At 74.0% G+C, this 25,993-nt stretch carries 21 protein-coding genes and 1 pseudogene; 8 read left to right on the plus strand and 14 right to left on the minus strand.

Annotated features, from left to right (window positions below):
* Positions 1-381, minus strand: a pseudogene (locus ACWEO5_RS07260) (hypothetical protein); the annotation flags it as partial.
* Positions 382-412: 31 nt separating this feature from the next.
* Entirely contained in the window at positions 413-1,390 is a 978-nt protein-coding gene (locus ACWEO5_RS07265) for an aldo/keto reductase (RefSeq protein ID WP_452160960.1), read from the minus strand.
* Between the two features lie 273 nt (positions 1,391-1,663).
* Here ACWEO5_RS07265 and ACWEO5_RS07270 point away from each other — a divergent pair, with 273 nt between their 5' ends.
* Positions 1,664-2,710, plus strand: coding sequence for an LLM class F420-dependent oxidoreductase (locus ACWEO5_RS07270; RefSeq protein ID WP_344557730.1), 1,047 nt, complete (start codon positions 1,664-1,666; stop codon positions 2,708-2,710).
* 30 nt (positions 2,711-2,740) lie between these two features.
* Here the strand turns inward: ACWEO5_RS07270 and ACWEO5_RS07275 are convergent, their stop codons facing one another.
* The 10 genes from ACWEO5_RS07275 to ACWEO5_RS07320 form a co-directional block, all read right to left on the minus strand.
* Complete coding sequence (locus tag ACWEO5_RS07275; protein WP_452160963.1) at positions 2,741-4,024, minus strand: cation:proton antiporter; 1,284 nt, start codon at positions 4,022-4,024, stop codon at positions 2,741-2,743.
* Positions 4,025-4,179: 155 nt separating this feature from the next.
* Positions 4,180-4,719 (minus strand): RBBP9/YdeN family alpha/beta hydrolase, encoded by a 540-nt coding sequence (locus tag ACWEO5_RS07280; protein WP_452160965.1) that lies wholly within the window; start codon positions 4,717-4,719, stop codon positions 4,180-4,182.
* Positions 4,720-4,721: 2 nt separating this feature from the next.
* Positions 4,722-6,449, minus strand: coding sequence for a chloramphenicol-biosynthetic FADH2-dependent halogenase CmlS (cmlS, locus tag ACWEO5_RS07285; RefSeq protein ID WP_452160967.1), 1,728 nt, complete (start codon positions 6,447-6,449; stop codon positions 4,722-4,724).
* Positions 6,450-6,512: 63 nt separating this feature from the next.
* Complete coding sequence (locus ACWEO5_RS07290; protein WP_452160969.1) at positions 6,513-7,136, minus strand: DapH/DapD/GlmU-related protein; 624 nt, start codon at positions 7,134-7,136, stop codon at positions 6,513-6,515.
* Complete coding sequence (locus tag ACWEO5_RS07295) at positions 7,133-8,554, minus strand: long-chain fatty acid--CoA ligase (RefSeq protein WP_452160970.1); 1,422 nt, start codon at positions 8,552-8,554, stop codon at positions 7,133-7,135. Before ACWEO5_RS07295 ends, ACWEO5_RS07290 begins: the two co-directional genes overlap by 4 nt.
* 1 nt (position 8,555) lies before the next feature.
* Positions 8,556-9,254, minus strand: a complete 699-nt coding sequence (locus tag ACWEO5_RS07300) for an SDR family NAD(P)-dependent oxidoreductase (protein WP_344557720.1) — start codon at positions 9,252-9,254, stop codon at positions 8,556-8,558.
* Positions 9,255-9,285: 31 nt separating this feature from the next.
* The gene (locus ACWEO5_RS07305; protein WP_344557718.1) at positions 9,286-9,612 is read right to left on the minus strand and encodes a hypothetical protein; all 327 of its coding nucleotides are present in this window, start codon (positions 9,610-9,612) and stop codon (positions 9,286-9,288) included.
* A 62-nt stretch (positions 9,613-9,674) separates the two neighbouring features.
* Positions 9,675-10,976 (minus strand): MFS transporter, encoded by a 1,302-nt coding sequence (locus ACWEO5_RS07310; protein WP_344557716.1) that lies wholly within the window; start codon positions 10,974-10,976, stop codon positions 9,675-9,677.
* Positions 10,973-13,456 (minus strand): ATP-grasp domain-containing protein, encoded by a 2,484-nt coding sequence (locus tag ACWEO5_RS07315; RefSeq protein WP_452160973.1) that lies wholly within the window; start codon positions 13,454-13,456, stop codon positions 10,973-10,975. Before ACWEO5_RS07315 ends, ACWEO5_RS07310 begins: the two co-directional genes overlap by 4 nt.
* A gap of 182 nt (positions 13,457-13,638) precedes the next feature.
* The gene (locus tag ACWEO5_RS07320) at positions 13,639-14,919 is read right to left on the minus strand and encodes a condensation domain-containing protein (RefSeq protein ID WP_452160975.1); all 1,281 of its coding nucleotides are present in this window, start codon (positions 14,917-14,919) and stop codon (positions 13,639-13,641) included.
* 1,024 nt (positions 14,920-15,943) lie between these two features.
* Here ACWEO5_RS07320 and ACWEO5_RS07325 point away from each other — a divergent pair.
* Together ACWEO5_RS07325 and ACWEO5_RS07330 are read left to right on the plus strand one after the other, a co-directional pair.
* Positions 15,944-17,146, plus strand: coding sequence for an ALF repeat-containing protein (locus ACWEO5_RS07325; RefSeq protein ID WP_452160977.1), 1,203 nt, complete (start codon positions 15,944-15,946; stop codon positions 17,144-17,146).
* A gap of 323 nt (positions 17,147-17,469) precedes the next feature.
* Positions 17,470-18,783, plus strand: a complete 1,314-nt coding sequence (locus ACWEO5_RS07330) for an ALF repeat-containing protein (protein ID WP_452160979.1) — start codon at positions 17,470-17,472, stop codon at positions 18,781-18,783.
* Between the two features lie 118 nt (positions 18,784-18,901).
* On the opposite strand, the gene corA is transcribed toward ACWEO5_RS07330, so the two are convergent.
* Complete coding sequence (gene corA, locus ACWEO5_RS07335; RefSeq protein WP_452160981.1) at positions 18,902-19,891, minus strand: magnesium/cobalt transporter CorA; 990 nt, start codon at positions 19,889-19,891, stop codon at positions 18,902-18,904.
* Positions 19,892-19,955: 64 nt separating this feature from the next.
* Between corA and ACWEO5_RS07340 the strand changes: the two genes are divergently transcribed.
* The 4 genes from ACWEO5_RS07340 to mshC all read left to right on the plus strand — a co-directional run bounded on the left by ACWEO5_RS07340 (position 19,956) and on the right by mshC (position 23,554).
* The gene (locus tag ACWEO5_RS07340; protein WP_452160983.1) at positions 19,956-20,657 is read left to right on the plus strand and encodes a histidine phosphatase family protein; all 702 of its coding nucleotides are present in this window, start codon (positions 19,956-19,958) and stop codon (positions 20,655-20,657) included.
* Between the two features lie 124 nt (positions 20,658-20,781).
* Entirely contained in the window at positions 20,782-21,345 is a 564-nt protein-coding gene (locus ACWEO5_RS07345) for a DUF3090 domain-containing protein (RefSeq protein ID WP_344557699.1), read from the plus strand.
* A 92-nt stretch (positions 21,346-21,437) separates the two neighbouring features.
* Complete coding sequence (locus ACWEO5_RS07350) at positions 21,438-22,235, plus strand: SCO1664 family protein (RefSeq protein WP_452161064.1); 798 nt, start codon at positions 21,438-21,440, stop codon at positions 22,233-22,235.
* An 89-nt stretch (positions 22,236-22,324) separates the two neighbouring features.
* Entirely contained in the window at positions 22,325-23,554 is a 1,230-nt protein-coding gene (gene mshC, locus ACWEO5_RS07355; protein ID WP_452160985.1) for a cysteine--1-D-myo-inosityl 2-amino-2-deoxy-alpha-D-glucopyranoside ligase, read from the plus strand.
* A gap of 226 nt (positions 23,555-23,780) precedes the next feature.
* Here mshC and ACWEO5_RS07360 read toward each other — a convergent pair whose 3' ends face one another.
* Positions 23,781-24,692 carry a PAC2 family protein gene (locus ACWEO5_RS07360; protein ID WP_452160987.1) on the minus strand — a complete coding sequence of 304 codons (912 nt, stop codon included), beginning with the start codon at positions 24,690-24,692 and terminating at the stop codon, positions 23,781-23,783.
* A gap of 256 nt (positions 24,693-24,948) precedes the next feature.
* Here ACWEO5_RS07360 and adhP point away from each other — a divergent pair, with 256 nt between their 5' ends.
* Positions 24,949-25,962 (plus strand): alcohol dehydrogenase AdhP, encoded by a 1,014-nt coding sequence (adhP, locus tag ACWEO5_RS07365; protein WP_452160989.1) that lies wholly within the window; start codon positions 24,949-24,951, stop codon positions 25,960-25,962.
* The last annotated feature ends 31 nt before the right edge of the window (positions 25,963-25,993 follow it).

Raw genomic sequence — 25,993 nt, forward strand, 5'->3', positions numbered from 1 at the left:
GACGGTTGCGGCCGCGGGCGCCGGCTCCTCGGCCGGGCCGCCGTCCGGGCCGCCCTCCGGCCCGGGGCCGTCGGACTGATCGTCGGACGGGCCGTCGGCCTCCGCCGGCTCGACCTCGCGCGGGGGCGGCGGCGGGGCGACGATGTCGTTCGCGTTGATCGCGCCGATCGCCTTGGCCAGCGCGGCCACCGCGGCCGCGCGCTGCTCGCCGGTGAGCGGGGCTCCGGCGGCCGGCGCACCGGCGGGCCGCCCGGCGCCGCCGTCCGGACCCTCCTGGCCGGTCGGGGCAGCCGGGCCGCTCGTCGGGCCCGCCGGGCCGGTCGTCGGGGCAGCCGTCGGCTCGGCCTGGCTCTCGGCCGGGCGCTCCTCGGGGGTGGTCATCGCGGGAAGGCTCCTTCGACGGGCGGGACGGTTACAGCTCCGTCCAGCCCTGGTCCGGGTAGCGGTGCACCGGGGCCGACACGTCGTCCAGCGCAGCGCGGATCTCACCCGGAAGCGTAAGGGCCTCGACCGACAGTGAGGACTGCAGTTGGGCGGCGGTGCGGGCGCCCAGCAGGGTGGCGGACACGCCGGGGCGGTCGCGGACCCAGGCGAGCGCCACCTTGAGCGGGGTGGAGGCGAGCCCGTCGGCGGCGGTGGCCAGCGCGTCCACGATCCGCCGGGAGGTCTCGCCCAGGTAGGGCTGCACCGATCCGGTGGGGTGCGGGGAGGCGCCGCGCGACTCGGGCGGCACGCCGTGCCGGTACTTGCCGGTCAGCACGCCCCGGCCGAGCGGCGAGCAGGCCAGCAGGCCGACCCCGGCGTCCAGCGCGGCGGGCAGCGCCTCGCGCTCGATGCCGCGCTGGAGCAGCGAGTACTCCAGCTGGACGGAGGCCAGCGGGGTGCTGCCGGGCGCCGCGTGCTGCCGGGCCGCGGACTTGGCCAGCTGCCAGCCGCTGTACTGGCAGACCCCGACGTACCGGGCCCGGCCGGAGGCGACCGCCAGGTCGAGCGCGTGCAGGGTCTCCTCGGTGGGGGTGGCCGGGTCGTGCGCGTGCACCTGCCACAGGTCGACGTGGTCGGTGTTCAGGCGGCGCAGCGAGGCGTCCAGGGCGGTCAGCAGGTGGCCGCGGGAGGTGTCGTGGCGGTGCGAGCCGGGCAGCGCGCCGGCCTTGGTGGCGATCACCAGCTCGGAGCGCGGCACCAGGCCGTCGGTCAGCCGGGAGAGCAGGTACTCGGCGCCGCCGTCGGCGTACACGTCGGCGGTGTCGACCAGGGTGCCGCCCGCGTCGACGAACGCCTTCAACTGCTCGGCGGCCTCGTGCTCGTCGGTGTCCCGGCCCCAGGTGAGGGTGCCCAGGCCGAGCCGGGAGACCCGCAGGCCGGTGCGGCCGAGCCGTCGCTGTTCCATCGCGCCCTCCGTCAAGCCGGCTGCGCCAAGTGGCGATGGTGCGGCAAGTAGTGATGGTGCAGGTCGGGGGCGGTGCCCCCGGGGTGCCGCGGGGGTGGCTGCCCCCACGTGCTGTGAGGGTAGCGGCGAAACCCCCCGGGGCCGGGGACCACCCGCGCGCCGCGCCGCCGCGCGCGCCGGGGCTGTGACCCGCACCACCCTTACCGGTCAGTAGCATGACGTCCGGCGGGCGACTACGCTCACCCGCACCACCCGACTGGAAGGCTTGGGCACATGCGACTCGGGATCAACCTCGGTTACTGGGGACTCGGCCTGGACGCCGACAACATCGCGGTCGCCCAGGAGGCCGACCGCCTGGGCTACTCGGTCTGCTGGGCCGCCGAGGCGTACGGCTCGGACGCCGCCACCGTGCTCTCCTACGTGGCGGCGAAGACCGAGCGGATCGACGTCGGCTCGGCGATCTTCCAGATCCCGGCCCGCACCCCCGCGATGACCGCGATGACCGCCGCCACCCTGGACACCCTCTCCGGCGGCCGCTTCCGGCTCGGCCTCGGCGTCTCCGGCCCGCAGGTCTCCGAGGGCTGGTACGGCGTCAAGTTCGACAAGCCGCTGGCCCGCACCCGCGAGTACGTGGAGATCATCCGCAAGGCGATGTCCCGCGAGCGCCTGGTGCACGACGGCCCGAACTGGACGCTCCCGCTGCCCGGCGGCCCCGGCAAGCCGCTCAAGCTCACCGTCCACCCGGTCCGCGAGCGCGTCCCGCTGTACATCGCCTCGATGGGCCCGAAGAACCTCGAACTCACCGGCGAGATCGCCGACGGCTGGCTCGGCCTGTTCTTCGCCCCCGAGCACGCCGCCCTCTCCGTCGACGCCCTCGCCGCGGGCCGGGCCCGGGCGGGGCTCACCCTCGACGGCTTCGACCTCTGCCCCACCGTCAACATCGCCGTCGGCGACGACGTCCGGGCCGCCGCCGACACCCTGCGCGACTACACCGCCCTCTACCTCGGCGGCATGGGCAGCAAGGAGAAGAACTTCTACAGCCAACTCGCCCGCCGGATGGGCTTCGAGCAGGCCGCCGACGAGGTGCAGACCCACTACCTCGCCCGCGACAAGGCCGCCGCCGCGGCCGCCGTCCCGCACGAGTTCATCGACGCCACCGCCCTGCTCGGCGACACCGCCCGGATCGCCGACCGCATGCAGGCGTACGCCGCCGCGGGCGTCAGCACCCTCACCCTCGCCCCGGCCGGGTGGACCCTGGACGAGCGGATCGCCGCCCTGCGCACCGGGGTCGAGGCCCTGGAGCGGGCCGGGCTCGCCTGACCTGGCGGCCCGGCCCGGCCGGTGGCCGGCTCAGCCGGCCGCGGCCTCCAGGAGTTCGGGTTCGGCCTCGGCCGACGGGGCGGGCTTGCGGGTGACGGCCCTGATGACGGGGGCGGCGAGGGCGGTGGTGACCAGGGCCATCAGCACCATCGAGGAGTAGAGCGGGACGGTGAGCAGCCCGAGGTTCAGGCCGATGCTGAGCAGGACGAGTTCGGTCACGCCCCGGGTGTTCATCAGCGCGCCGATCACGGTGGCGTCGCGCCAGTTCGTGCCGGTGGCCCGGGCGGACAGCGTGACGGCGCCGAGCTTGCCGACACAGGCCACCAGGATGATCAGGCCGGCCTGGGCGAAGCCGCCGAGGGAGAGGGTGGTGAGGTCGACGGAGAGGCCGGTGACCACGAAGAAGACCGGCATCAGCAGGCGGCTGACCGACTCGAACGGGGCGTGCACGGCGCGCTGCAGCAGCAGGCTCTGCTCGGGCCGGGGCATCGCGGTGCCGAAGATGAACGCGCCGAAGATCGCGTCGATGCCGATGTGCGCGGTGGTGTAGGCGGAGAGGAAGATGCCGGCGGCGACCAGCGGCGCGGCGTACGGCAGGTGCCGGGAGCGCATCCGGGCCGCGGCGGCGGCCAGCAGCGGGCGGACCAGGCCGAACAGGACGGCGAGGTAGAGCGCGGACCAGCCCATCACGCCGAGGAAGCCGCCGGCCCCGCCGGTGTTGGTGAGGGCGACCACGACGGCGAGCATGCACCAGGCGAGCAGGTCGTCGGCGGCGGCCAGGCCGAGCGAGAGGTTGCCGGCGCGGGTGCCGCGCAGGCCCTGGTCCGCGACGATGCGGGCCAGCACGGGCAGGGCGGTGATGGACATCGCGAGGCCGAAGAAGAGCGCGAACCCGGTGTCGGAGACCGGGCGGCCGCTGGTGCTGAGGACCGGGTGCTCCAGGGTGCGGGCGAGCAGGAAGCCGAGCACCAGCGGGACGGCCAGCGAGGTCGCCCAGATCGTCCCGGCGGAGCCGAGCCGGCTCCGGACGAAGCGGGTGTCGAACTCCCAGCCGATGCCGAACATGAAGAGCAGCAGGCCGACTTGGGCGACCATGCTCAGGTAGGGGCGGGCTTCGGGCGGGAAGAGGTGGGCGGGCAGGTTCCCGGGGAGCAGCCCGAGCAGGCTGGGGCCGAGGCAGATGCCCGCGGCCATCTCGCCGACCACGGCGGGCTGGCCGAAGCGGCGGCAGAGCATGGTGACGCCGACGCCGACGGCGAGGGCGAGGGCGAGACCGCTGAGTGCGGTGACGGAGATCGACTGGGCGGCGGACACGGGGTTCTCCAACCTGCCGTGGGCGTGGGAAGCGGCACGCGGGGAGCGGCGCGCGGGAGCGGGGAACGCGGAGCTGGGAACGCGGAGCTGGGCATGCTGCGGCGGCCCCCGGCGGTGGGCCGGGGGCCGCCGTTCTCACGGGTGCGGCCGGCGGGTCAGCCGCCGAGCAGCTGGTCGAGCAGGGCCCGGCCCTCGGGCCAGTCGCCGAGGCCCGACTCGGCGTTGATGTGGCCCCGGTGGCCGACGTCGACCAGCTCGGCGCCGAAGAGCTCGGCGTCGGCGGCCGCGTGCTCCGGGGAGCCGTACGGGTCGTCCTGGCTGCTGACCACGAGCGAGCGGAACGGCAGCCGGCCGTGCCGGGCCGAGTCGAAGCCGGTGGCCTGGGTGGGGAACTCGGGGCCGTCGACGTCGGGGACGGCGACCAGCAGCGCGGCGGTGACGTCCTCGTCCCGGTGCTCGGCGGCCCATTCGGCCACCAGCGTGCAGCCGAGGCTGTGCGCGACCAGGACCTTGGGGCCCGGGACGGCGCGCAGGGCGGCGTCGAGTTCCGCGACCCAGGTGTCCCGCTCGGGCTCGTCCCAGGAGGTGTGCTCGACCCAGACGGCGCCGTCGGTCCGGTCGCGCCAGAGCGACTGCCAGTGGTCGGGGCCGGAGTTGCCGATCCCGGCGATGAAGACGTGGGTGGGGGTGCTCATGGTCAGACCTCGTACTCGACGCCGACGCCGTCGAAGCGCAGGCGGTCCTGGACGACGACCCGCTCGTCGTTCTTGTCGTAGCCGGTCAGCAGGCCGGCCTCCATGAGCCGGATCACGATCTGCGAGCTGATCTCCTGCTTGCCGGTGTCGTTGAGCTGCTTGATCAGGCTCTTGTACCCGACGGTCTCCTTGGTGACCAGCTGGAAGATCTCCCGGTGCACCTCCTCCAGCGGGAACTTGATCATGTCCAGGCCGTCCTCGTTGGCGAGGACCTGCTTCTGCTCCAGCCGGAAGGAGTGCGGCTCGACCTTGTAGTAGGGCTTGAGCAGCACCTCCTCGCCGGTCCAGGCGAGCCGGGTGATCCGGTTGAGCTGCTTGGTGAGCGCGCCGATCCACTGCACCCGGGCCGGGTTGAGCTCGTCGTCGGAGAACTCCGAGCTGAGCTCGTTGCGCTGGTGCCGGCCGATGGCGATCATCGTGGCGGCGCGGTCGCGGAAGTCGGCCACCGACCCGGTGGGGTTGGCGGCGCCGCCCTCGACCAGGCGCTCGAACCACTTCTTGCGGCTGAGCCGCTCGTCGTCGGACTCGGTGATCCGGCGCTTGAGCCAGAACTCGGACTCCGGCTCGGTGTAGGAGGCGAAGGTGTAGAACGAGGCCAGGAACTCGTGGTACTGCTCGTAGGTCTCGCGGTAGCTGCGGTTGTACCAGGCGTGGACCGCCTCGGCCTCCTCCGGGGCGCCGGTGATCCGGTCGATCGCGGAGGCGGCGCTGACCGCGGACTGGGTCGCCAGGTGCACGCCCTGGGAGAACAGCGGGTCGGTGAAGCAGGCGGCGTCGCCGACCAGGAAGTAGCGGTCGGCCGAGACGTGCTCGGAGTCGTACGACCAGTCGTGGACGATCCGGGTCTCGTCGATCGTCTCGGCGTCGCCGAGCAGGGCGACCGCGCGGGTGGCCTTGGCCAGCGTCTGGCGGTAGAACGCGTCCGGGCCGAGCTCCTTGACCTCGGCGGCCTTGGAGCGGTCGACCACGATGCCGACGCTCAGCACGTCGTCCTTGAGCGGGATGACCCAGACCCAGCCGTCCTCGAAGGTGATCGAGTAGGTGGTGCCCTTGAGGCCGCCCTCGAACGGGTCCTTGCGCTTGAAGTAGTTCCAGACCGCGAAGTTCTTGTAGAACTCGTCGTAGCGGCGCACGCCGAGCTGGCGGGCCAGCGGGCTGCCCGCGCCGCCCGCGTCGATCACGAAGTCGTACTCCGCGGTGCGGGTGCCCCCGCCCTCGCCCTCGCCGTCGCGGATCGTCAGGGTGACCCGGTCGGCGGCGGAGACGTCCACCTTGGCGACGGCGGTGCCCTCGTGGACGGCGACGCCGCGCTCGCGGACCTCGTCCAGCAGCAGCTGGTCGAACTCCTCGCGCTTGACCTGGATGGCGTGGTCGAAGATCCACGGGGCGGTGCGGGCGGTGGCGAAGGAGAAGGTCCAGGGGGCCTGGTCCTGGCCCCACAGGAAGGTCGCGGAGGGCTTCTTCACGAAGTTCCGCTCGTCGATCTTCTCCTGGAGGCCGAGCCGGTTGAGGATCGACAGGGTGCCCGGCAGGAAGGACTCGCCGACCCGGTAGCGCGGGAAGCGGCCCTTCTCGAACACCTCGACGTCGTGGCCCAGCTTCTGGAGGCTCAGCGCCGCCACGCAGCCGCCGGGGCCTGCTCCGATGACGGCGACCTTCGCTCGGTTCATGGTGGGGTGGTGCCTTTCTGTGGGGTGGTTCGGGAGGAGTTCCTGACCTGGGGCGGTGGCCGCTCAGGGCAGCGGGAGCGCCTTGACGCGGTTCGCCGTGAGGTAGCTGTGCCGGCTCGGTGCGTCCTCGAACAGCACCAGGCCGGCCTGGAACCGGCTCGCGCTGCCGACGGTCACCCCGGGGGCGACCGTGCAGCTCAGGCCGAAGAAGTTGTCGTCGCCGACGGTGACGCTGTTGCCGCAGTGGAAGTTGGGCGCGAGGAAGTTGTTGGCGCCGACGGTCGAGTGGTTGCCGATGCTGCAGTGGTTGTGGACGACCGTGTGCGCGCCGAGGACGACGCCCGCGCCGACGTGGCAGAACGGGCCCACCACCGTGCCGGGCCCGGTCAGCGCGGCCGGGTCGACCACCGAGGTCGGGTGCACGACGCTCTCGGCGACCAGCGCGTGCGCGTCCACGAAGCCGTCGATCAGCTCGCGCCGCCGCACCGGGTCGGCGGTGGCCAGCAGCACCCGGGTGCCCGGCTCCGGCCGGTACCCGTCGAACGGGACGCGCAGCCCGGCGGGGGCGTGCGCCTCCTCGTCCGGCAGGACGAGGTACCGCTCGACCGGCCCGAGGCCCGCCTCCCGCGCGTACCGGGCCAGCTCGACGGCGAACTTCCCGGCGCCGATCGCCAGCAGGCCGCTCACGGCAGGATCCGCTTCTTCTTGAACCGCTCGGAGACGGTGACGGCCTCGACCAGGTTGACCTTGGTCGGGATCTTGAACGGGTCGACCCGGCCGGTGAGGAACGCGACCACGTGCTTGCGCAGTTCGGCCCGGGTGGGCGTGCCCACCGGGATGACGTCCACGCAGACCGACTGGCCGGTGATCGCGTTGGGGCGGCCGTACACCGTGCAGTCGGCGACCATCGGGCTGGCCAGCAGCAGCGACTCCAACTCCAGCGGGAGGACCTTCTCGCCGCCGACGTTGATCACCTCCTTGGCCCGGCCCTTGATCTTCAGGTAGCCGTCCGCGTTCTCCTCCACCAGGTCGCCGGTGCGGAACCAGCCGTCCTCGGTGAGCGAGTCGCTCGGGTAGTTGAGGTACCCCAGGAACTGCGTGCTGCTGCGCAGTTGGAGCTCCCCGTCGACGATCCGGTGCTCGACGCTCGGGTCCTCGATCCGGAAGAAGGTGCTGCGGGAGGACTCGCTGGTGGTGGTGGAGATGCCGGTCTCGCTGGTGCCGAAGGTCTGCAGCAGCCGGGCCGCCGGGAAGGCCGCGCCGACCCGGGCCAGCAGCTCCTCCGGCATCGGCTCGGTGCCGTAGCTGATCATGCGCAGGCTGCTCAGGTCGTACTTCTCGTGGAAGCCGGCGATCAGGATCAGGTTGAGGAAGGTCGGGCTGGTCGGCAGCAGCCGGATGCGGTGCTCCTGGATCAGCGCGCAGATCTCCTCCGGCGTGCGCTGCCGGGGCAGGATCGCGGTGCCGCCCAGGCGCAGCACGCCGAGCAGCGAGTTGATGCCGCCGATGTGGTCGAACAGCAGGAACATCAGGATCGGGGCGGGCCGCCCGGCCGTCCGGGGCCGCTTGCCGAGCTTCTCCAGCACCAGCGCGTCCAGGTCGTGCAGGATCGCCTTCGGCGCCCCGGTGCTGCCGCTGCTGAGCAGCACCAGGCCGGACGCGCCGCGCTCCACCAGGCCGGCGTAGCCCGCCGCCGGGGCGTCGGACACGCCGGCCACCGGCTCGATCGTGACCCCGTCCGCGCCGACCCGCAGCAGGTGGCGGGGGGAGCAGGACTCGGTGACGGTGGCCAGGGTCGCCTCGGTGAGGGTGACCACCGGGACGGCCACGGCGCGGTGCAGGTGCAGCGCGAGCAGCGCGGCGATCGAGCGGAACGAGAAGTCGCCGTTCAGGATCACGGCCTGGTGCGGCCGCACCCCGGCGGCGTCCAGCTCCTTGAGCCGCAGCCGCACCTCGTCGGCGAGCTCGGCGTAGCCGTACCGCTCGTCGCCGTGCACGACGGCGGTGCGGTCGCCCAACTCGTCGAGCCGGTCGAGGAGTTCGGACCGGCCCGGGAGCCCGGGGAGGTCGTGCGGGTCGTGGGGTTCGGCTGTTTCGTACGTCACGTCAGTGCACTCCGCCAAGGAATAGTGTCTCGCCGGTGACGAACCGGGACTGCGGTGAGAGGAGGAACTCGACGGGTCCGACGACGTCGTCGGTGTCGCACATCCGCTTGATGGCCTGGCGCTGGACCAGGGCGTCGATCTTCTCGGCCGGCACCGTCCGGGTCAGGACGGTGCGCACCGGCGGCAGCCCGAGTCCGTTGACCCGGATGCCGAACTCGGCCAGCTCCTTGCTCATCACCCGGGTCAGCTGCTCGACGGCCGCCTTGCTGGCGGAGTAGAGCAGCTGGCCCTCCAGCGCCCACGGCACGGCGACCGTGGAGACGTTGAGGATCGCGGGGGACGGCTCGGTGCTCCGGCGGAGGAGTTTGACGGCCTCCCGGGAGCAGCTGAGGACGGCGAAGAAGTTGACGTCGAACAGGTGCCGGGCGGTCTCGTCGGGGGTGAGCATGAAGTGGTTCATGGTCGCCACCCCCGCGTTGTTGACCACCGCGTCGAGCGAGCCGTGGCTGGCCCGCAGCGAGCGGAACATCGCCTTGACCTGCTTGGGGTCGGTGAGGTCCGCCTCGTGGTGGGTGTACTCCGGGTGCTCGATGGTCGACGGCCGCCGGCTGCACCCGACGACCCGGTGGCCGAGGTCGAGGAAGTGCCGGGCGAGGGCCTTGCCGATGCCGGTGCGGGTGCCCGTGATCAGGATGATCATGTCTGTGCTGTCGGCCGCGGGGCCGTCCGCCCTAGGCGCCCTGCCCGGCGAGCTCGCCCTCGCCGCGGGCCAGCGCCAGCTCCTCCTCGATGAAGTCGATCAGGCGGCGGCCGCTGCTGAACGGGCTGACCCGGCGGGAGACGGCCTTCGCCGAGGTGAGCGAGATCTCGACGTCGAACTCGTCCTCCAGCGCCTCCTCGACCAGCACCAGGAAGTTCACCAGGTGCATCGAGTCGAAGACTCCGGCGTCGCCGTACAGGCAGACCTCCCGCAGGTCCTCGGTCGGGATCTTCTCCTCGCGGCGTTCGTTCAACTCGTCGACGACGCCGACGAGCAGTTCGAGGAGCTGGTCCTCCATGGCGGTTCCTCTCAGATCGGTCAGGGCCTGCGCCCGGCGGGCGGCAGGGACGGGGGAGTGGCTCAGTGCTGGGCGGCGGGCTCGGCCGCCGGTCCGTCCGCGGGCTCGGCCGCGGACGCGTCCCGCTGCGGGAGTTCGGCCCGGGCCAGCCGGCCGCCGAGCACGCTCACCGCGGCGGCGGTGCCCAGGAACAGCACGGCGAGGGCCAGCAGCCCGGCGGTCTCCCGGGCGAGCAGCAGGCCGAGCAGGGCGGGGCCGACGATGCCCGCGGCCGAGGTGCCCAGGTTGAACACCGACAGGTACTCGGTGCGCCGCTCCTCGGGCGCGTGCCGGTACGACAGCTCCCAGCCGCCGGCGCCCTGGAGCAGCTCGCCGCAGGTGAGGACGGCGGTCGCGGCCACCAGCAGGCCGATGGTCAGCCAGCGGTCGGTGTGCATGGTGGCGATCAGCAGCAGGCTGAAGGCGGCCAGCGCGAGGCCGGCGTTGCGCAGCGCGCGGGTGCCGTCCCGGGTGCTCTTGACGTTCTTGGCGAACGGCACCTGGAGGACGATCGCCAGGCCGGTGTTGACCGCGAACAGCGCGCTCAGGATGCCGACCGGGGCGTTGGTGGACTGCACGATCCACAGCGGCAGGCCGATGCCCAGCAGCACGGTGTGCAGGAACACCACCCCGTTGGCGGCCGTCAGGCCCAGGTAGCGGCGGTCGCGGCCGACCACCAGCAGCCCGGCGTGCCAGCGGGCCGGGGCCTTCTCGACCGGGGCGGCGGCGGGTTCGCCCCGGAGCAGGCCGAACACGCCCGCCGCGGACAGGCACAGCACGGCGCCGATCAGCAGCACGGCGCGCAGCATCCCGGTGCCGCCGACGGCGAGGAACGGCGTGGCGGCCAGCGCGCCCACCGACATGCCGACGTTGATGACGGAGCTGATCACGCCCAGGGTGCGGGTCCGGTCGGCCTCCCCGGCGACGCCGTTCACCAGCAGCTGCACCATCGGGAAGACCGGGCCCTGCGAGATCGCGAACAGCGAGGCGAACAGCGTGAAGGTGTACACGTCGTGGGTGAAGGCCAGCGCCGCGAACCAGGTCGCCCGCCACACCTGGAGGAGGCGCAGCAGCCGCAGCGGCCCCCAGCGGTTGGCCAGCAGGCTGACCGGCACGGTGGTGAGGAAGCCCACCAGCCCGGCGATGGTCAGCCCGGTGCCGATCTGGGCGGTGCTCAGGCCGGCGCCCTTGAGGAAGTAGACGGTGCCGCCGGCCAGGTAGAGGCCGCTGCTGCTGGCGTACACGACCACGCCGGAGGCGATGATCCGGCCGCCCCGGCTGGGCAGCGTGTAGGTGCTCAGCAGTCTGCGCAGGACGCCGCTCACCGGCCCTCCTCGCGGCCGTCCGGGTCGGCGGGCAGCGGCTCGACCTCGGCGCGGACCAGGGCCTCGGCGCGGTCCAGGACCTCCCGGCACTCCTCGGGGGTCCCGCCGGTGGCGATCACGGCGGCCAGCCGCGGCACGATGCCGCGCGGCGGCAGCAGCAGCCGCGTCCCGGGCCCGGCCAGCGGCACGATCCGCTCGACGCCGGGCACGGCCGCGGCGGCGGCGGTGTCCAGGGCGCGGACGGTGCCGTCGTGCGCGGGGTAGAGGAAGCGCACCTCGGCGCAGCGGTCGTACGGCTGGGTGAGGTCGGGTTCCGCGCCGAGGGCGAGGTCCAGGGCGGCGGCGGTCAGGTCGACGCCGTTGGCGAGCCGGCCCAGCAGCGGGATGAAGTCGCCGCCGAGGCGGCCGTTCAGCTCGACCAGCCGCGGGCCGGCCGCGGTCAGCCGCACCTCGGCGTGGGTGACGCCGGTGGTGACGCCCAGCGCGCGGTGGGCGGCGGTGACCAGCTCGACCAGCTCCTCGGCCCACGGCTCGTGCCGCCAGGGCGCGGCGAGGTGGCCGACCTCCTCGAAGAACGGGTCGTAGCCGAGGCGCTTGCGCACCACGTTCACCGGGCGGACCTCGCCGTCCCGGACCACCGAGTCCACGCTGACCTCGGGGCCGTCGAGGTACTCCTCCAGCACCAGGCCGTCCAGCGCGTCCAGGCCGGGGTAGGCGGCGTCGGAGGCGTGGTGGTAGAGCGCCCGCAGCCCGTCGGCGTCGGGGGCGACCACCACGCCGACGCTGCCGGCCAGCGAGCGCGGCTTCACCACGACGGGGTAGCCGATCGCCGCGGCGGCGGCCAGCGCCTCCTGCGGGCCGTGCACGTGGGCGTGGCCGACCCCGGCGACGCCCTCCTCCGCCAGCAGCCGGCGGGTGGCGAGCTTGTCGCGGCAGTTGCGGGCCGCCCCGGGCGACATGTGCGGCAGGCCCAGGCGGTGGGCGGCCTCGGCGGTGGCCTCCAGCAGCACCTCGTCCCAGGTGAACACGCCGACCCGGCCGGTCCGCCCGGCGGCGGCCGCGCCGATCGCCCGGACCAGCTCCTCGGGGGTGGTGGCGTCCACCTGCTGGTGGCCGGTCAGGTAGCGCTGCTGCCAGTCGGCGCCGGTGGCGGTGACCAGGGCCAGCTCGGCGCGGGCGGCGGCGGCCTCGAAGGCGTACTCGCGGTAGGCCCGGCCGCCGCTGCCGACCAGCACCACCAGGTCGGGCTCGGACGGGTCGACCGGCGCGCACCGGAAGTCGAAGGCGGCGACGGTGTGCTCCACCGCGGCCCGCACCTCGGCGCTGCTCGCGCCGCGGAAGCGGAACCGGGCGCCGGAGTGCTCGTAACCGGGCAGGTCGGCGAGCAACTGGCCGACCACGGGCACGCGTTCGGTGTACGGGCCGGACTCCGTCCCGACCCGGCTCCCGGCGGCGGTCACCCGGCAGGGGCGGACGGCAGGGGTGGGCACCAGCAGCCAGCCGCCGCGCTCCCCGGCCGACGGGCCGCCGCCGGTGCGGGCCGCCTCCGGCAGCGGCGCGTCCAGCTGGACGGCGAAGGCGGCCGCCATCAGGTCGACGCCGTGCACCTCCCGCCACAGGAACGGGATCTCCGCCCCGCCCGGGCGGGCGCCGACCTCCAGCACCTGCAGCTCGGGGGCCTCCGGCGACCCGGAGAGGAACAGCTCCAGGTGGAACACCCAGGCGTTGTCCGACAGGGCGCGCGTCACCCGGTCGGTGAACTCGCCGATCATGGCCAGCAGTTCGGGGTCGTCCAGCTCGACCGAGCCGAGCGCCGTCCCCTCGGTGAACTCCAGGCAGGTGTTCAGGTAGCTCGATGCCCGCCAGGCTCCCAGCCCCGTCCCGGTGGCCACGCCGTCCACGTGCAGCACCTCGTGCGGCAGGTACGGCTGGACCAGCACCGGCACGTCCGGCGGGAAGGCGTAGGCGGCCAGTTCGGCCTCGCCGTCGAGCCGGGTGACGCCCGCGCTCGCCGTCCCGCGCACCGGCTTCACCAGCACCGGCCAGCCGTGCACGGCGGCGAAGGCGCGCACCGCGGCGTGGTCCGGCGCGGGCTCGGTCGCCGGGACGGGCACCCCGGCGGCGGCCAGCCGACGGGCCATCACCAGCTTGTCGCGGAACGGCGCCAGCCCCTCCGAGCGCTCGCCCGGGACGCCCAGCTCCTCGCGCAGTTCGGCCGCCATGTCCAGGTCGACCTCGTGCAGCGCCACCACCCGGGCGGGCGGGCCGAACTCCTCGACCAGCGCGGCCACGGCCTCCCGCACCGCCTTGCCGTCCTCGGTGCTGTCGACGATCCGCACCGCGGCCGCCCCGGCGGGCAGCGCCGGCGCGCCCCGGCGGGTCGTCACGTAGCTGACCCGATGGGTGCGGTGGTCCAGGTAGGAACCGTAGTCCGCGTAACTGTCACTCCAGCGGTGGAGGACGACGAGGTGATCTGACACTTCCCCTCCCGGGGGAACGGCGGAGCTGGGACAGGGAAAAGGCGGTGGCGCCGGAAAGGAGGGCCGGAGGACGGGACGGCCGGCACCGGAATTCTTGGAATTCCGGTGCCGGGGAGCGCGCGGAAAAGGAGGTGCGGTGGAGCGGGGATCCGGTGGAAAAGGGGCGCCGCGGGGCGGAGGTGCTATTCGGCCGATTCGGCGGGTTCGGCCGGGTTCGCGGCGGCCGAGACCAGGACGTCCTCCAGCGCGAGCAGGATCTCCGTCACCACCTTGAAGTCCGCCGAGGAGGAATTCTCCCGCAGGGTGCTGGTGAGGGCGTCGCCGTCCTGTACCTGCAGGTAGAGCGGGGCCCCGATGTTGCGCCCGCCGGTGCCGGTCTCCATCGCGGAGTTCACCGGGGTCTGGTCCCGCTGGTAATCGCCGAGGTAGTTGAAGAAGTAGCGGAAGAAACCGCTGACCGACCCGGCGAAGGAGCCGTTGACGGTGCCCTCGTAGCCGTTCTCCGCGCCCGCCAGCAGCGCGTCGTCGACGTTGTAGGCCGCGTGCTTGTACGAGCGGATCAGCTCCCAGTGGACGCGGGTGGCGAAAGCGCCGAACTCCTCGTCCGGGGTGGTCTGCACCAGCAGCGGGATGATCTGGTTCTGGGCGGCCACCAGGCCCTCCCAGCGCGGGTCGCTGCGGTTGTTCGCGTAGACCGCGACCAGCACCCGCTCCTCGCCGGTGTGCCGCGCCAGCGCCGCGCAGAAGGCCGCCAGCAGCACCGAGGGCGCCGAGACGCCCAGCCGCTCGGCGAGCGTGCGCACCGCCTCGCCGGCCGGCGCCGAACCGTGCCTGGCCCACCGGCTGGTGACGGCCTCCGGGGCCGCGTCCCGGGCCATCGGCGGGGCGTCGGCGAGCACCTGCCGCCAGTGCCGCAGCGCCGCCCGGCGGCGGTTGGCGCGGGCCTCGGACCACTGCTCGGCGGCCAGTTCGCGACAGCTCGGGGCCGCGCCGGGCAGCTCCCCGCCCGCCACCAGGACGCCGAACTCCTCGTGCAGCTGGTTGATCGCCCAGGCGTCCACCGCGATGTGGTGGAAGCAGATCGCCAGCGCGGTCGGCACCCCCCGCTCGGTGACCAGCGCGGCCCGCCAGGGCCGGTCCGCCGCCGGGTCGAACGGGACCGCCGCCAGCTCCGCGGACACCTCCGCGGGCACCCCCTCGACCAGGTCGAGGTCGGCGGGCGCGGCCGGTTCGACCAGTTGGACGAGGCCGCCCTCCGCGGTCTCCGCGTACCGCGTGCGCAACGACTCGTGCCGCGCCTCCAGGCGCTCCAGGGCACGTCCGACCGCGTCCGGGTCGGTGCCCGGGGGGAGGGCCCAGGTCTGGGGGAGGTTGCAGGCGGTGGGCGGGATGTTCGCGATGGAACGCCAGAGCGAGAGCTGACCGAAAGTGGCTGGTCCACTGACAGCGGAAGAATTTTGCATGACAACGCACCTTGCAGTGAATAATTCTGCGCATTGGTGGAGCGAAGGAACGGGGCGCTTCGATGAGAAGATGCCAAGCACGCTTCGTTGCGTGAATCAGCCCGCGCCGGTAGTCAACGGATCGAGCGGCCGGCATCCGATCGGGATTGGCCGCGCCGGTAACCGGCGGATGCCCATTTATAGCAACGCCGGGCAGCGCCGGACAAGACTTTCGATCACACTCGGTGCACCACTGGTCCCTCCCGGCACCCTCCGGCGGAATGCGGGTACACGCAGCACCCTTTCCCCGCCTGGCGACACGGTCCGGACGGCCCGGCTCCCCGCCGGAAAGCGGCGCTCCGGCCCGGGCATGCCGGGAAGGTTCAACTTATGTGGTTTCCGCCGAACCGTTACGGTGCCGAGCGCCGTTCGGAAACCTCCCATTAACAAATGGGCGGTCCGGAGATCCGGTCCCTTTCCGCGACCGCGGTCCGGGGGCGCCCGGGCCGGTGGCGGCCGCCCCGCCAGGCCGCTGACCAGCGCGGACGCCTCTCCCCGCGCCGCGGGCCCGCTCCCGCGGCACCCCGGCGGGGCCCGGAACGGCACCACCGCGGACCGTGCGCGTTCCGTCCCACACCGGCCCAGCCCACGACACCTCGCCCATACGGCAGAAATGCCTCATCCGCGTTCCGGTGAACATCCTCCGAACGCACGGGGCCGCGCCGGCGGCCGGAAGGCGTTCGAGGGCGGCGGACCGGCGGCGATCGGCCGCTTCCTCGACGTCGACCCCCCGGCGCCGGTCCGACCCGGGCCCGCGGCTCCCGCCGCCGGCCCCGGGCGCGGGCCGCGCCCGCCCGGGTCCACCCGCGCGGGGCGGAGGCGGGGCGGGAGCGGGGGCGGCGCCGGAGTCGGCAGTGGGCAAAGGACCGGGAAAGAAATCGCCGTGGCGGGTCGGAAGGTTCCGATACGATCTCCCGCGTCCGCCGCCGGTGAGTGGTCCCGGCGGAGCCGCTTCCCGCGCGTACTGCCTTCCCCGGGGGGAAACTTGAGCATCCGTCAAACGATCGCCGCCGCCGTCTTCGTCGCCGCCGTGGCCGCGCCCACCGCGCTCGTCGCCGGCCAGGCGGTGGCCGACACCGGCCCGGTCGGCCAGTCCCAGCCGGACGCGTCCGTGCCGGACGCCGCACCCGCCGAGGCCACCCCGGCCGCCGACACCCCGGCCCCCGCCGCCCCGGCCGCGCCGACTGCCCCGGCCGGTTCGGAGACCCCGGCTGCCCCGGCCGGTTCGGAGGCGTCGGAGGCCCCGGCCGGCACGGAGACCCCGTCCGGGTCCGCCCAGCCCGCCGCTCCCGCGCTCGACGAGGCCGCGCTGCGGGCCCGGCTGGACGCGCTGCTCGCCGAACCGGGCCACTCCAGCTACTACTACGAGGCGGTGGCGGCCGCGAAGGGCGGCACCGCCGAGGAGATCCGGCAGTTCCTCGACACCGGCCTGACGGAGATCCACTACAGCGACCGGCGGGTCCAGATCTCCCAGGCGATCTACCGGGCCGGGTCGGAGAGCCGGATCGGGCTGGCCGGCCGGAAGGCACTCGACGACGGCAGCCGGGCGGCGATCGACCACTTCCTCGACGTCGAGCTCCCGGCGCTCCTGCTCTCCGACGACCGGGTCAGGATCTCCCAGCTGGCCGACGAGCCGGGCATCGGCGCCAGGCTGCGCCAGGCGGCGCTGGACGCCCTGGAGGGCGGCGACGAGGCGGTCGCCGCGTTCATCGAGCAGCTGCCCGAACTCCGCTTCCAGGACGACCTGTTGCGGGCCTCCCGGGCGATGTCCGACGGCGGCCCGGAGGTGCGGAAGGCCGCGGGCGCGGCGCTGGACGCGGGCACCCCCGAGGCCCTGCGCGCCTTCATCGCCACCGGCCTCGCCGAGGCCCGGGCCAAGGACGCGGCCGCGTCCGGCGGCCAGCAGCAGGGCGGTGGCCAACAGGGCGGTGGCCAGCAGCAGGGCGGCGGCACCGGGGTCACCCCGGTCTCCGACGAGGCCGCGGGCACCCCGCAGACCGCGGGGAGCGGCACGACGGGCACCACCGCCACCGGCGCCACGGCCACCGGCGGCACCACCACCGCCACCGGCCTGGCCTCGACCGGCACGGACGCCCCGGTCGGCGCGCTGACCGTCGGCGGTGCCACCGCGATCCTGCTCGGCGCGGGCACCCTGGTGGCCGCCCGCCGCCGGCGGCAACAGTCCTGACGCACCGTCACCGACGGCCGTCCGCGCACCCGCCGGGCGGCCGTCCGCGCGTTCCGGAGGGACGGCCGCGGTTCCGGGGGGATGGCCGGATCCGGCCCTTGACGAACCGTCCGGCCGGGCGGAACACGGCCGCGGGCCGCGGAGTTGACTGACCGGTAGTGGCCGGATCCGTTCTGACCTGCGACTCTTCCCGATCGCAAAGAGGGAGGAAAGATCTCGCTTTGCCGGGCGGGAAGGTTCCGATACGATCGCCCGGTTCGCCGCCTTGTGGGTTCGGTCCCGCGGCGGCTGTCGTCGTACGACTCGCTTCCCAGGGGGGAATCTTGAGCATCCGTCGCTCACTCGCCGCTGCCGTGTTCGTGGCCGCCGTCTCCGCGCCCACCGTCCTCGGCGCCACCCAGGCCGTGGCCGACACCGGCCCGGTCGGCCAGTCCCAGCCGGACGTGTCGACCCCGGACGCCGAGCCGACCGACGACGCGCCCAGCACTCCGGAGGCCACCCCGTCCGCGCCGCAGGCCAAGGCCGCGTTCGCCGCGGTCACCGCCGACGCCAGCGCCTCCGCGTCCTCCTCCGCCACCGGCGACCCCACCGGTGACCCGACGGGCGACCCCACGGGCGACCCGACCGGTGACCCCACGGGCGACCCCACGGGTGAGCCGACCGGCACCCCGACGGGTGAGCCGACCGGCACTCCGACCGGTGAGCCGACCGGCGGCCCCACGGGTGAGCCGACCGGCGGCCCCACGGGCGGCCCGACGGGCGGCCCGACCGGTGAGCCGACGCAGAGCGAGGAGGAGAAGCTGCGCGCCGACCTCGCGGCGGCGATCGCCGAGACCGGCCACAGCGACGAGTACTACGCCGCGGCCCACGCCGCGGCCGCGGGCGACGTCGAGGCCGTCCGCCACTTCCTGGAGGTCGAGAAGGGCCAGATCGTCGCGAAGGAGGCCGCTCAGAAGGAGCTGGACCAGAAGCGCGCCCAGCTCCAGAAGATCATCGACAACCCCAACACCTCCGACGCGATCCGCGCGAAGGCCAAGGCCGTCCAGCAGGGCACCGACGCGGCCGCGATGGACAAGTTCATCGCCGTGGACTACCCGTCGATGGTGGCCGCCGAGAACCGCTCCGCGGTCCTGGCGATCCTCTCCACCCCGGGCATCGGCAACCACGTCCGGAACGCCGCGAACGCGGCCCTGGCCGGCAGCGACGCCGACGTGATCGCCTTCCTGGACCACGTGCCGGACTACTTCCTGGCCGACCTGATCGACCTGGTCAGCCAGGCCGCCACCAACGGCGGCCCCGAGGTCCGCAAGGCCGCCCAGGCCGCGCTCGACCAGGGCGACCAGTACACCCTGCTCAACTTCCTCACCAGCGGCCTCGACGAGGCCCGCGCCCGGGACGCGGCGGCCGGCCAGTCCCAGGACGACGGCCTGGGCAACCCGAACGTGCCGACCCTGCCCAGCACCCCCAAGAGCGAGCTCACCGACGTCACGCTGGACGACGGCATCACCGCCGACGCCACCGAGCTGGCCTCGACCGGTACCGACGCCCCGATCGGCGGCCTGACCGTCGGCGGCGCCACCGCGATCCTGCTCGGCGCGGGCACCCTGGTGGTCGCCCGTCGCCGCCAGCAGTCCTGACGCACCGCGAACGGCCGTCCGGCACCCGCCGGGCGGCCGTCCGCGCGTTCCCGGCCCGGTGAACTGGCCCGGTGAACTGGCCCGGTGAACTGGCCCGGCGGGGCGCGCGAGGAGCCGGCTACAGCCAGCCGGCCCGCTTGAACAGCCGGTGCAGGCCGACGCAGACGCCCGCCATCACGGCCAGCACCGCGGGGTAGCCCCAGGGCTGGCGCAGCTCCGGCATGTGCTCGAAGTTCATCCCGTAGATGCCGGCGATCATCGTCGGCACCGCGGCCAGCGCGGCCCATGCCGAGATCTTCCGCATGTCGTCGTTCTGCTGCACGCTGACCTGCGCCAGGTTGGCGGACAGGATGTCGGACAGCAGCCGGTCCAGGCTCTCCACCACCTCGTTGACCTTGGCCAGGTGGTCCGCCACGTCCCGGAAGTACGGGCGCAGTCCGTCCGCGACGAACGGCACCTGCACGTCGGCGCCGACCCGGGTCAGCCGCAGCGCGGGCTCCATCAGCGGGAAGGTCGCCTTGCGGAAGCCGACCACCTGCCGCTTGAAGCCGTAGATCCGCTCGGCCGCGCCGCGCGAGCGCCCGGGGGAGAAGATCTGCTCCTCCAACTCGTCCAGGTCGGTCTGCAGTTCGGTGGCCACGTCGAGGTACTGGTCGACCACCAGGTCGCAGACCGCGTACAGCACGGCGGCGGGCCCGTGCGCGAGCAGCTCGGGCTGCTCCTCCAGGGTGGCCCGCAGGTCCTTGAGCGGGCTCTCCGGGCCGTGCCGGACGGTCATCACGTACGAGTCGCCCAGGAAGATCATCAGCTCGCCGATCGAGACGGTCTCGTCCGACTGGTGGTACGCGGCGGTCTTCAGGACGGTGAACACCGAGTCCCGGTAGATGTCGACCTTCGGGCGCTGGTGCGCCGTCACCGCGTCCTCCACCGCCAGCGGGTGCAGGCCGAACTCCTCGGCGACGTGGTCGAACTCCGCGGTGGTGGGGTCCGCCAGGCCGATCCACAGGAACCCGTCCCCGGCCGCGCGGACCTCCGCCAGGGCGTCCGAGAAGTCCTCGGGGCCCCGGGTGCGCTTGCCGTCCCGGTAGGTGCCGCAATCCACGATCATGACCGCCATTGTGACCGAACGGGCGGCCCGCGGGGAGGGGGTCCGACCCCGTACCCTTTCAGGTATGCCCACCCTGCTGCTCGTCCGCCACGGCCGTTCCACCGCCAACTCCGCCGGGATCCTCGCCGGATGGACCCCCGGAGTCGACCTGGACGACACCGGCCGGGCCCAGGCCGCCGTGCTGCCCGAGCGGCTCGCCGGGCTGCCGGTCGCCCGCCTGGTCAGCAGCCCGCTGGAGCGCTGCCGGCAGACCCTGGAGCCGCTGCTCGCCGCCCGCCCCGAACTGGCCGCCCCCGAGCTGGACGAGCGGCTCGGCGAGTGCCACTACGGCGAGTGGACCGGCCGCCCGCTGTCCGAGCTGGCCGGCGAGCCGCTCTGGCGCACCGTCCAGGACCACGCCTCGGCGGCCGCCTTCCCCGGCGGCGAGTCGCTGCGCGCGCTCAGCCACCGCACCGTCGACGCGGTCCGCGAGTGGAACGACAAGGTCGCCGTCGACCACGGGCCGGACGCGCTCTGGGTGGCCGCCACCCACGGCGACGTGATCAAGGCGATCGTCGCCGACGCCCTCGGCCTGCACCTCGACCACTTCCAGCGGATCTCGGTCGAGCCCTGCTCGGTCACCGCGATCCGCTACACCCCCAACCGCCCCTACCTGCTGCGCCTGGGCGACACCGGCTCGCTGGCCGCGCTGGCCCCGCGCCCGCGGGGGCACTCGGCCGGGGACGACGCGGTGGTCGGCGGCGAGACCGGCACCGCGACCGCCTGAACCCCGTCAAGGCGGCCAACTCTCCGGGCACGCACGGGAACCGACCGCCCCGTGTGCCGCGCCGGGCCGGTTTGGCCGTAGGGTGAGATCGAGAAGACCGCAACCCCCCTCCGGAGCGAGCAGCGTGTCCCGTCAGGTCCACTTCTTCGACCAGCCCGAGCGCTTCGTGGCGGGCACCGTCGGCCAGCCCGGCGCCCGCGCGTTCTACCTGCAGGCCTCCTCGCGCGGCCGGATCACCAGCGTCCTGCTGGAGAAGACCCAGGTCGCCGCGCTCGCCGAGCGCATCGAGGAGGTCCTCGACGAGGCGCTGCGGCGCAGCGGCGGCGAGGCCCCGATCCCGGCCGTCGCCCCCGCCGAGCTGCTCGACACCGCCCCGCTCGACCTGCCGCTGGAGCAGGAGTTCCGGGTCGGCACGATGGCGCTGGCCTGGGACGCCCGGGACGAGTGCCTGGTGGTCGAGGCGCAGGCGTTCGTCGAGGAGTCCGAGGAGGAGAACGAGGCCGAGGTCTTCGACGACGAGAACGGCCCCGACCTGCTGCGGGTGCGGCTCAGCGGCGCGATGGCCCGGGTGTTCGCCAAGCGCGCCCTGGACCTGGTCGCGGCCGGCCGCAAGCCGTGCCCGTTCTGCAACCTCCCGCTCGACCCGGAGGGCCACCTGTGCCCGCGCGCGAACGGCTACCGGCGCTGAACGAGGAGGGCGCCGAGGGGGGCGCCGAGGAGACCGGCGGGCAGCCCGCGGAGGTGGACGCCCCCGCCACCGACCCGGCCACCAGCGCCGCGCTGGCCGCCGACCCCGCCACCGCGCTCACCCTGCTGCGCGAGGGCGCCCTCACCGTGCACGGCCGGGTCACCGACGCCTCCAACGCCGTCCTCTACTGCACGGTCGAGCTGGACGGCCTCACCGCCCCGTGCGTCTACAAGCCCGTCGCGGGGGAGCGCCCGCTGTGGGACTTCCCCGACGGCACCCTGGCCGGCCGGGAGACCGCCGCGCACGAACTCTCCGCCGCCACCGGCTGGCACCTCGTCCCGCCCACCGTGCTGCGCGACGGCCCGGCCGGGCCCGGCATGGCGCAGCTGTGGATCGAGCCCGACCCGGACGCACCCGAGCTGCTCGACCTGCAGCCGCTGGACGGCGTCCGGGAGGGCTGGCTGCCCGTGGTCCGGGCCGAGGTCGGCGGCGGCCGCCAGGCCTGGCTGGTGCACCGCGACGACGCCCGGCTGCGCCGCCTCGCCGTGCTGGACGCCCTCCTGAACAACGCCGACCGCAAGGGCGGCCACTGGCTGCCCGCCGCCGACGGCCGGATCTACGGCATCGACCACGGCGTCACCTTCCACACCGAGCCGAAGCTGCGCACCCTGCTCTGGGGCTGGGCCGAACAGCCGCTCACCGCCGAGGCGCTCGACGTCCTGGAGCGGCTCGCCGCGGCCCTGGAGGGCCCGCTGGGCGAGCGGCTGCGCCCGCACCTGACACCGGGTGAGCTGACGGCGCTGAAGGCCCGGACGGCCGCGCTGCGGGCCGCCGGGAGGCATCCGCTGCCGTCACGGGAGTGGCCTTCTATTCCCTGGCCGCCGGTCTGATACCGATCCGAAACCGAGGACGAACCGATTCAGGCCGATCGCGTCCGTAGGTTGGTCTTTCAAATGATCGCAAGGTTAGAGTCGGTCCCATGCATGCCTGGCCCGCCTCCGAGGTTCCCGCCCTGCCCGGTCAGGGGCTCCCCCTGCGCATTTACGACACCGCCACCAGCAGTGTCCGAGAAGTCGTGCCCACCGGCCCGACCGCCCGGCTCTACGCCTGCGGCATCACCCCCTACGACGCGACCCACCTGGGCCACGCAGCCACCTACAACGCCTTCGACCTGGTCCAGCGGGTCTGGAAGGACGGCGGCCACGACGTCCTCTACGTCCAGAACGTCACCGACGTCGACGACCCGCTGCTGGAGCGCGCCGTCGCCACCGGCCAGGACTGGACCGAGCTCGCCGAGCGCGAGACCGCGCTGTTCCGCGAGGACATGACCGCGCTGCGGATGCTCCCGCCCGCGCACTACGTCGGCGCCGTCGAGTCCATCCCGTGGATCGTCCCGCTGGTGCAGCGCCTGCTCGCCTCCGGCGCCGCCTACGAGCTCGACGGCGACGTCTACTTCTCGGTCGAGTCCGACCCGCACTTCGGCGAGGTCTCCGGCCTCACCCGCGAGCAGATGCTCCCGGTCTTCGCCGAGCGCGGCGGCGACCCCGAGCGCGCCGGCAAAAAGAACCCGCTGGACGCGCTGCTCTGGCTCTCCGCCCGCCCCGGCGAGCCCGCCTGGGAGACCGAGCTCGGCCGCGGCCGCCCCGGCTGGCACATCGAGTGCGTGGCCATCGCGCTGGAGTTCCTCGGCATGGACTTCGACATCCAGGGCGGCGGCAGCGACCTGTCCTTCCCGCACCACGAGATGGGCGCCGCGCACGCCCAGGTCGCCCTCGGCGAGCACCCCTACGCCCGGGCCTACGTGCACGCGGGCATGGTCGGCCTGGACGGGCACAAGATGTCCAAGTCGCGCGGCAACCTGGTCTTCGTCTCGGCGCTGCGCCGCGACGGCGTCGACCCGGCCGCGATCCGGCTCGCCCTGCTCGCCCACCACTACCGCAGCGACTGGGAGTGGACCGCCGCGGACCTGGACACCGCCCTGGACCGCCTGGCCACCTGGCGCTCCGCGGTCTCCCGCCCCGACGGCCCGCCCGCCGAGACCCTGCTCGCCGAGGTCCGTGCCGCCCTCGCCGACGACCTCGACGCCCCGGCCGCCCTGGCCGCCGTCGACCGCTGGGCCGCCACCGCCCGCACCGAGGGCGGCGAGGACACCGGCGCCCCGGGCCTGGTCTCCCGCACCGTCGACGCCCTGCTCGGCGTGGCCCTCTAGGAAGCCCGGACGGGGGCAGGAGCGCAGCCTCCTGCCCCCCGGGCCTCCCGGCACCCCGCCGGGCCCCTGCGGGCAGAGGCGGAGCCTCCCGCCGTCCCCTGAACTTCCGCGCCCGCGCCAGGGGCGCGGGGAACTGCGCGAGCGACCAGGTGCCTGCAGCAGCGATCGGCCCGGGGAGAGTACCGCCCTCCCCGGGCCGATCCGCGTTGGGCGGGTGCGGGCCCGCCTACTCCTCGTCCTCGTCCTTCGGCCGCTCGGTCGCATGACCGGTGATCGGCTTCTCGCCCCGCGGCCCCTGGTTGTCCCGCCGCCGCAGGTAGCGCTCGAACTCCCGGGCGATCGCGTCCCCGGAGGCTTCCGGCAGTTCCGCGGTGTCCTGCGCCTCCTCCAACTGCTGCACGTACTCCGCGACTTCGGAGTCCTCCGCGGCGAGCTGGTCGACCCCGAGCTGCCAGGCCCGGGCGTCGTCGGCCAGTTCGCCCGGCGGGATGCGCAGGTCCAGCAGGTCCTCGACCTTGTTGATCAGGGCGAGGGTGGCCTTCGGGTTGGGCGGCTGCGAGACGTAGTGCGGGACGGCGGCCCAGAAGGTCACCGCGGGGACGCCGGCGTGCGCGCAGGCCTCCTGGAGGACGCCCACGATGCCGGTGGGGCCCTCGTAGCGGCTCTCCTCCAGGTCGAGCGAGCGGGCCACCGTGGCGTCCGAGGTGACGCCGGAGACCGGGACGGGCCGGGTGTGCGGGGTGTCGCCGAGCAGCGCGCCCAGGATCACCACCAGTTCGACGCCCAGCTCGTGGGCGAAGCCCAGCAGTTCGTTGCAGTAGGAGCGCCAGCGCATGCTGGGCTCGATGCCGCGGACCAGCACCAGGTCCCGCGGCTTGGGTTCGGTGACCCGGACCACCGAGAGCCGGGTGGTGGGCCAGGTGATCCGGCGGACGCCGCCGTCGAGCCAGATGGTGGGCCGGTTGACCTGGAAGTCGTAGTAGTCCTCGGCGTCGAGCGCGGCGAACACCTTGCCGCCCCAGGTCTCGTCGAGGTGCCCGAGCGCGGCGGAGGCCGCGTCGCCGGCGTCGTTCCAGCCCTCGAAGGCGCAGATCATCACCGGGTCGATCAACTCGGGAAGGTCTTCCAGCTCGATCACCCGGCATCTCCCTCCGTCAGTGGTGGGGGCTCTGCCGCCCCCGTGGTCCCTTACTGCCCAGCCTACGGGCATTGAATGCCCCCGTGGGCCGGGTGAGGTGCCCAAGCGTAGTGGCGTCGGCCGACGGCCCGGCCGGAGCCGGTCGGGTCCGCCCCCACGGCGCGTCCGTTCGCGATTCGAACCCGGAACCAGCAGGCTGTTCCGGGGGATTCGCCCCTTTTTGTCAGCATCGTTCGGTCTGCGAGGAGAGAAGGACATGAAGGCAGCCGTCGTCCGGGACTTCACCAAGCCGCTGGAGATCGAGGAGCGCGAGGTGCCCGCCCCGCAGCCGCACCAGGTGCTGGTGCGGATCGAGTGCTCCGGCCTGTGCCACACCGACATCCACGCCGCGCACGGCGACTGGCCGGTCAAGCCGTCCCCGCCGTTCGTGCCCGGTCACGAGGGCGTCGGCATCGTGGAGGCGGCCGGGGCGGACGTCCGGCACGTCAAGGTCGGCGAGCGGGTGGCCATCCCGTGGCTGGCCGACGCCTGCGGCCGGTGCGACTACTGCGTGACCGGCTGGGAGACGCTCTGCCTCAGCCAGCACAACTCCGGCTACTCGGTGGACGGCGCCTACGCCCAGTACGCGCTGGCGCACGGCGACTACGTCGTCCCGGTGCCGGACGGCGTCGACCCGATGGACGCCGCCCCGCTGTCCTGCGCGGGCGTCACCACGTACAAGGCGGTCAAGCTCTCCGGCGCCCGGCCGGGCACCCGGGTGCTGATCTCCGGCATCGGCGGCCTCGGCCACCTGGCGCTGCAGTACGCGCGGATCTTCGGCGCCGAGACCGTCGCCGTCGACATCACCGACGACAAGCTGAAGCTGGCGAAGGAGCTCGGCGCCGACCACGTGATCGACGCCCGCACCCAGGACGTGGCGCACGAGGTGGGCAAGCTCGGCGGTGCGGACGCGGCGGTCTCGCTGGCCGTCTCCAACGCCTCATTCCGGGCCGCCTACGACTCGCTGCGCCGCGGCGGCACGCTGGTCCTGGTCGCGCTGCCCGCCGGGGGCGAGCTGACCCTGCCGGTGTTCGACACGGTGCTGAACGGGACGAAGGTGGTCGGCTCGATCGTCGGCACCCGGGAGGACCTCGCGGAGGTGTTCCGGCTGCACCAGCTGGGCCGGACCACGGTGATCCGGGAGACCCGCAGGCTGGAGGACGTCAACGCCTGCTTCGAGGAGGTGCTGGCCGGCAAGGTCTCGGCCCGGCTGGTGTTCGACCTGCGCTGACCCGGCGGCGGCCGGCGGCCGGCGGCCGGCG

The organism is Kitasatospora sp. NPDC004272, from assembly GCF_053603035.1.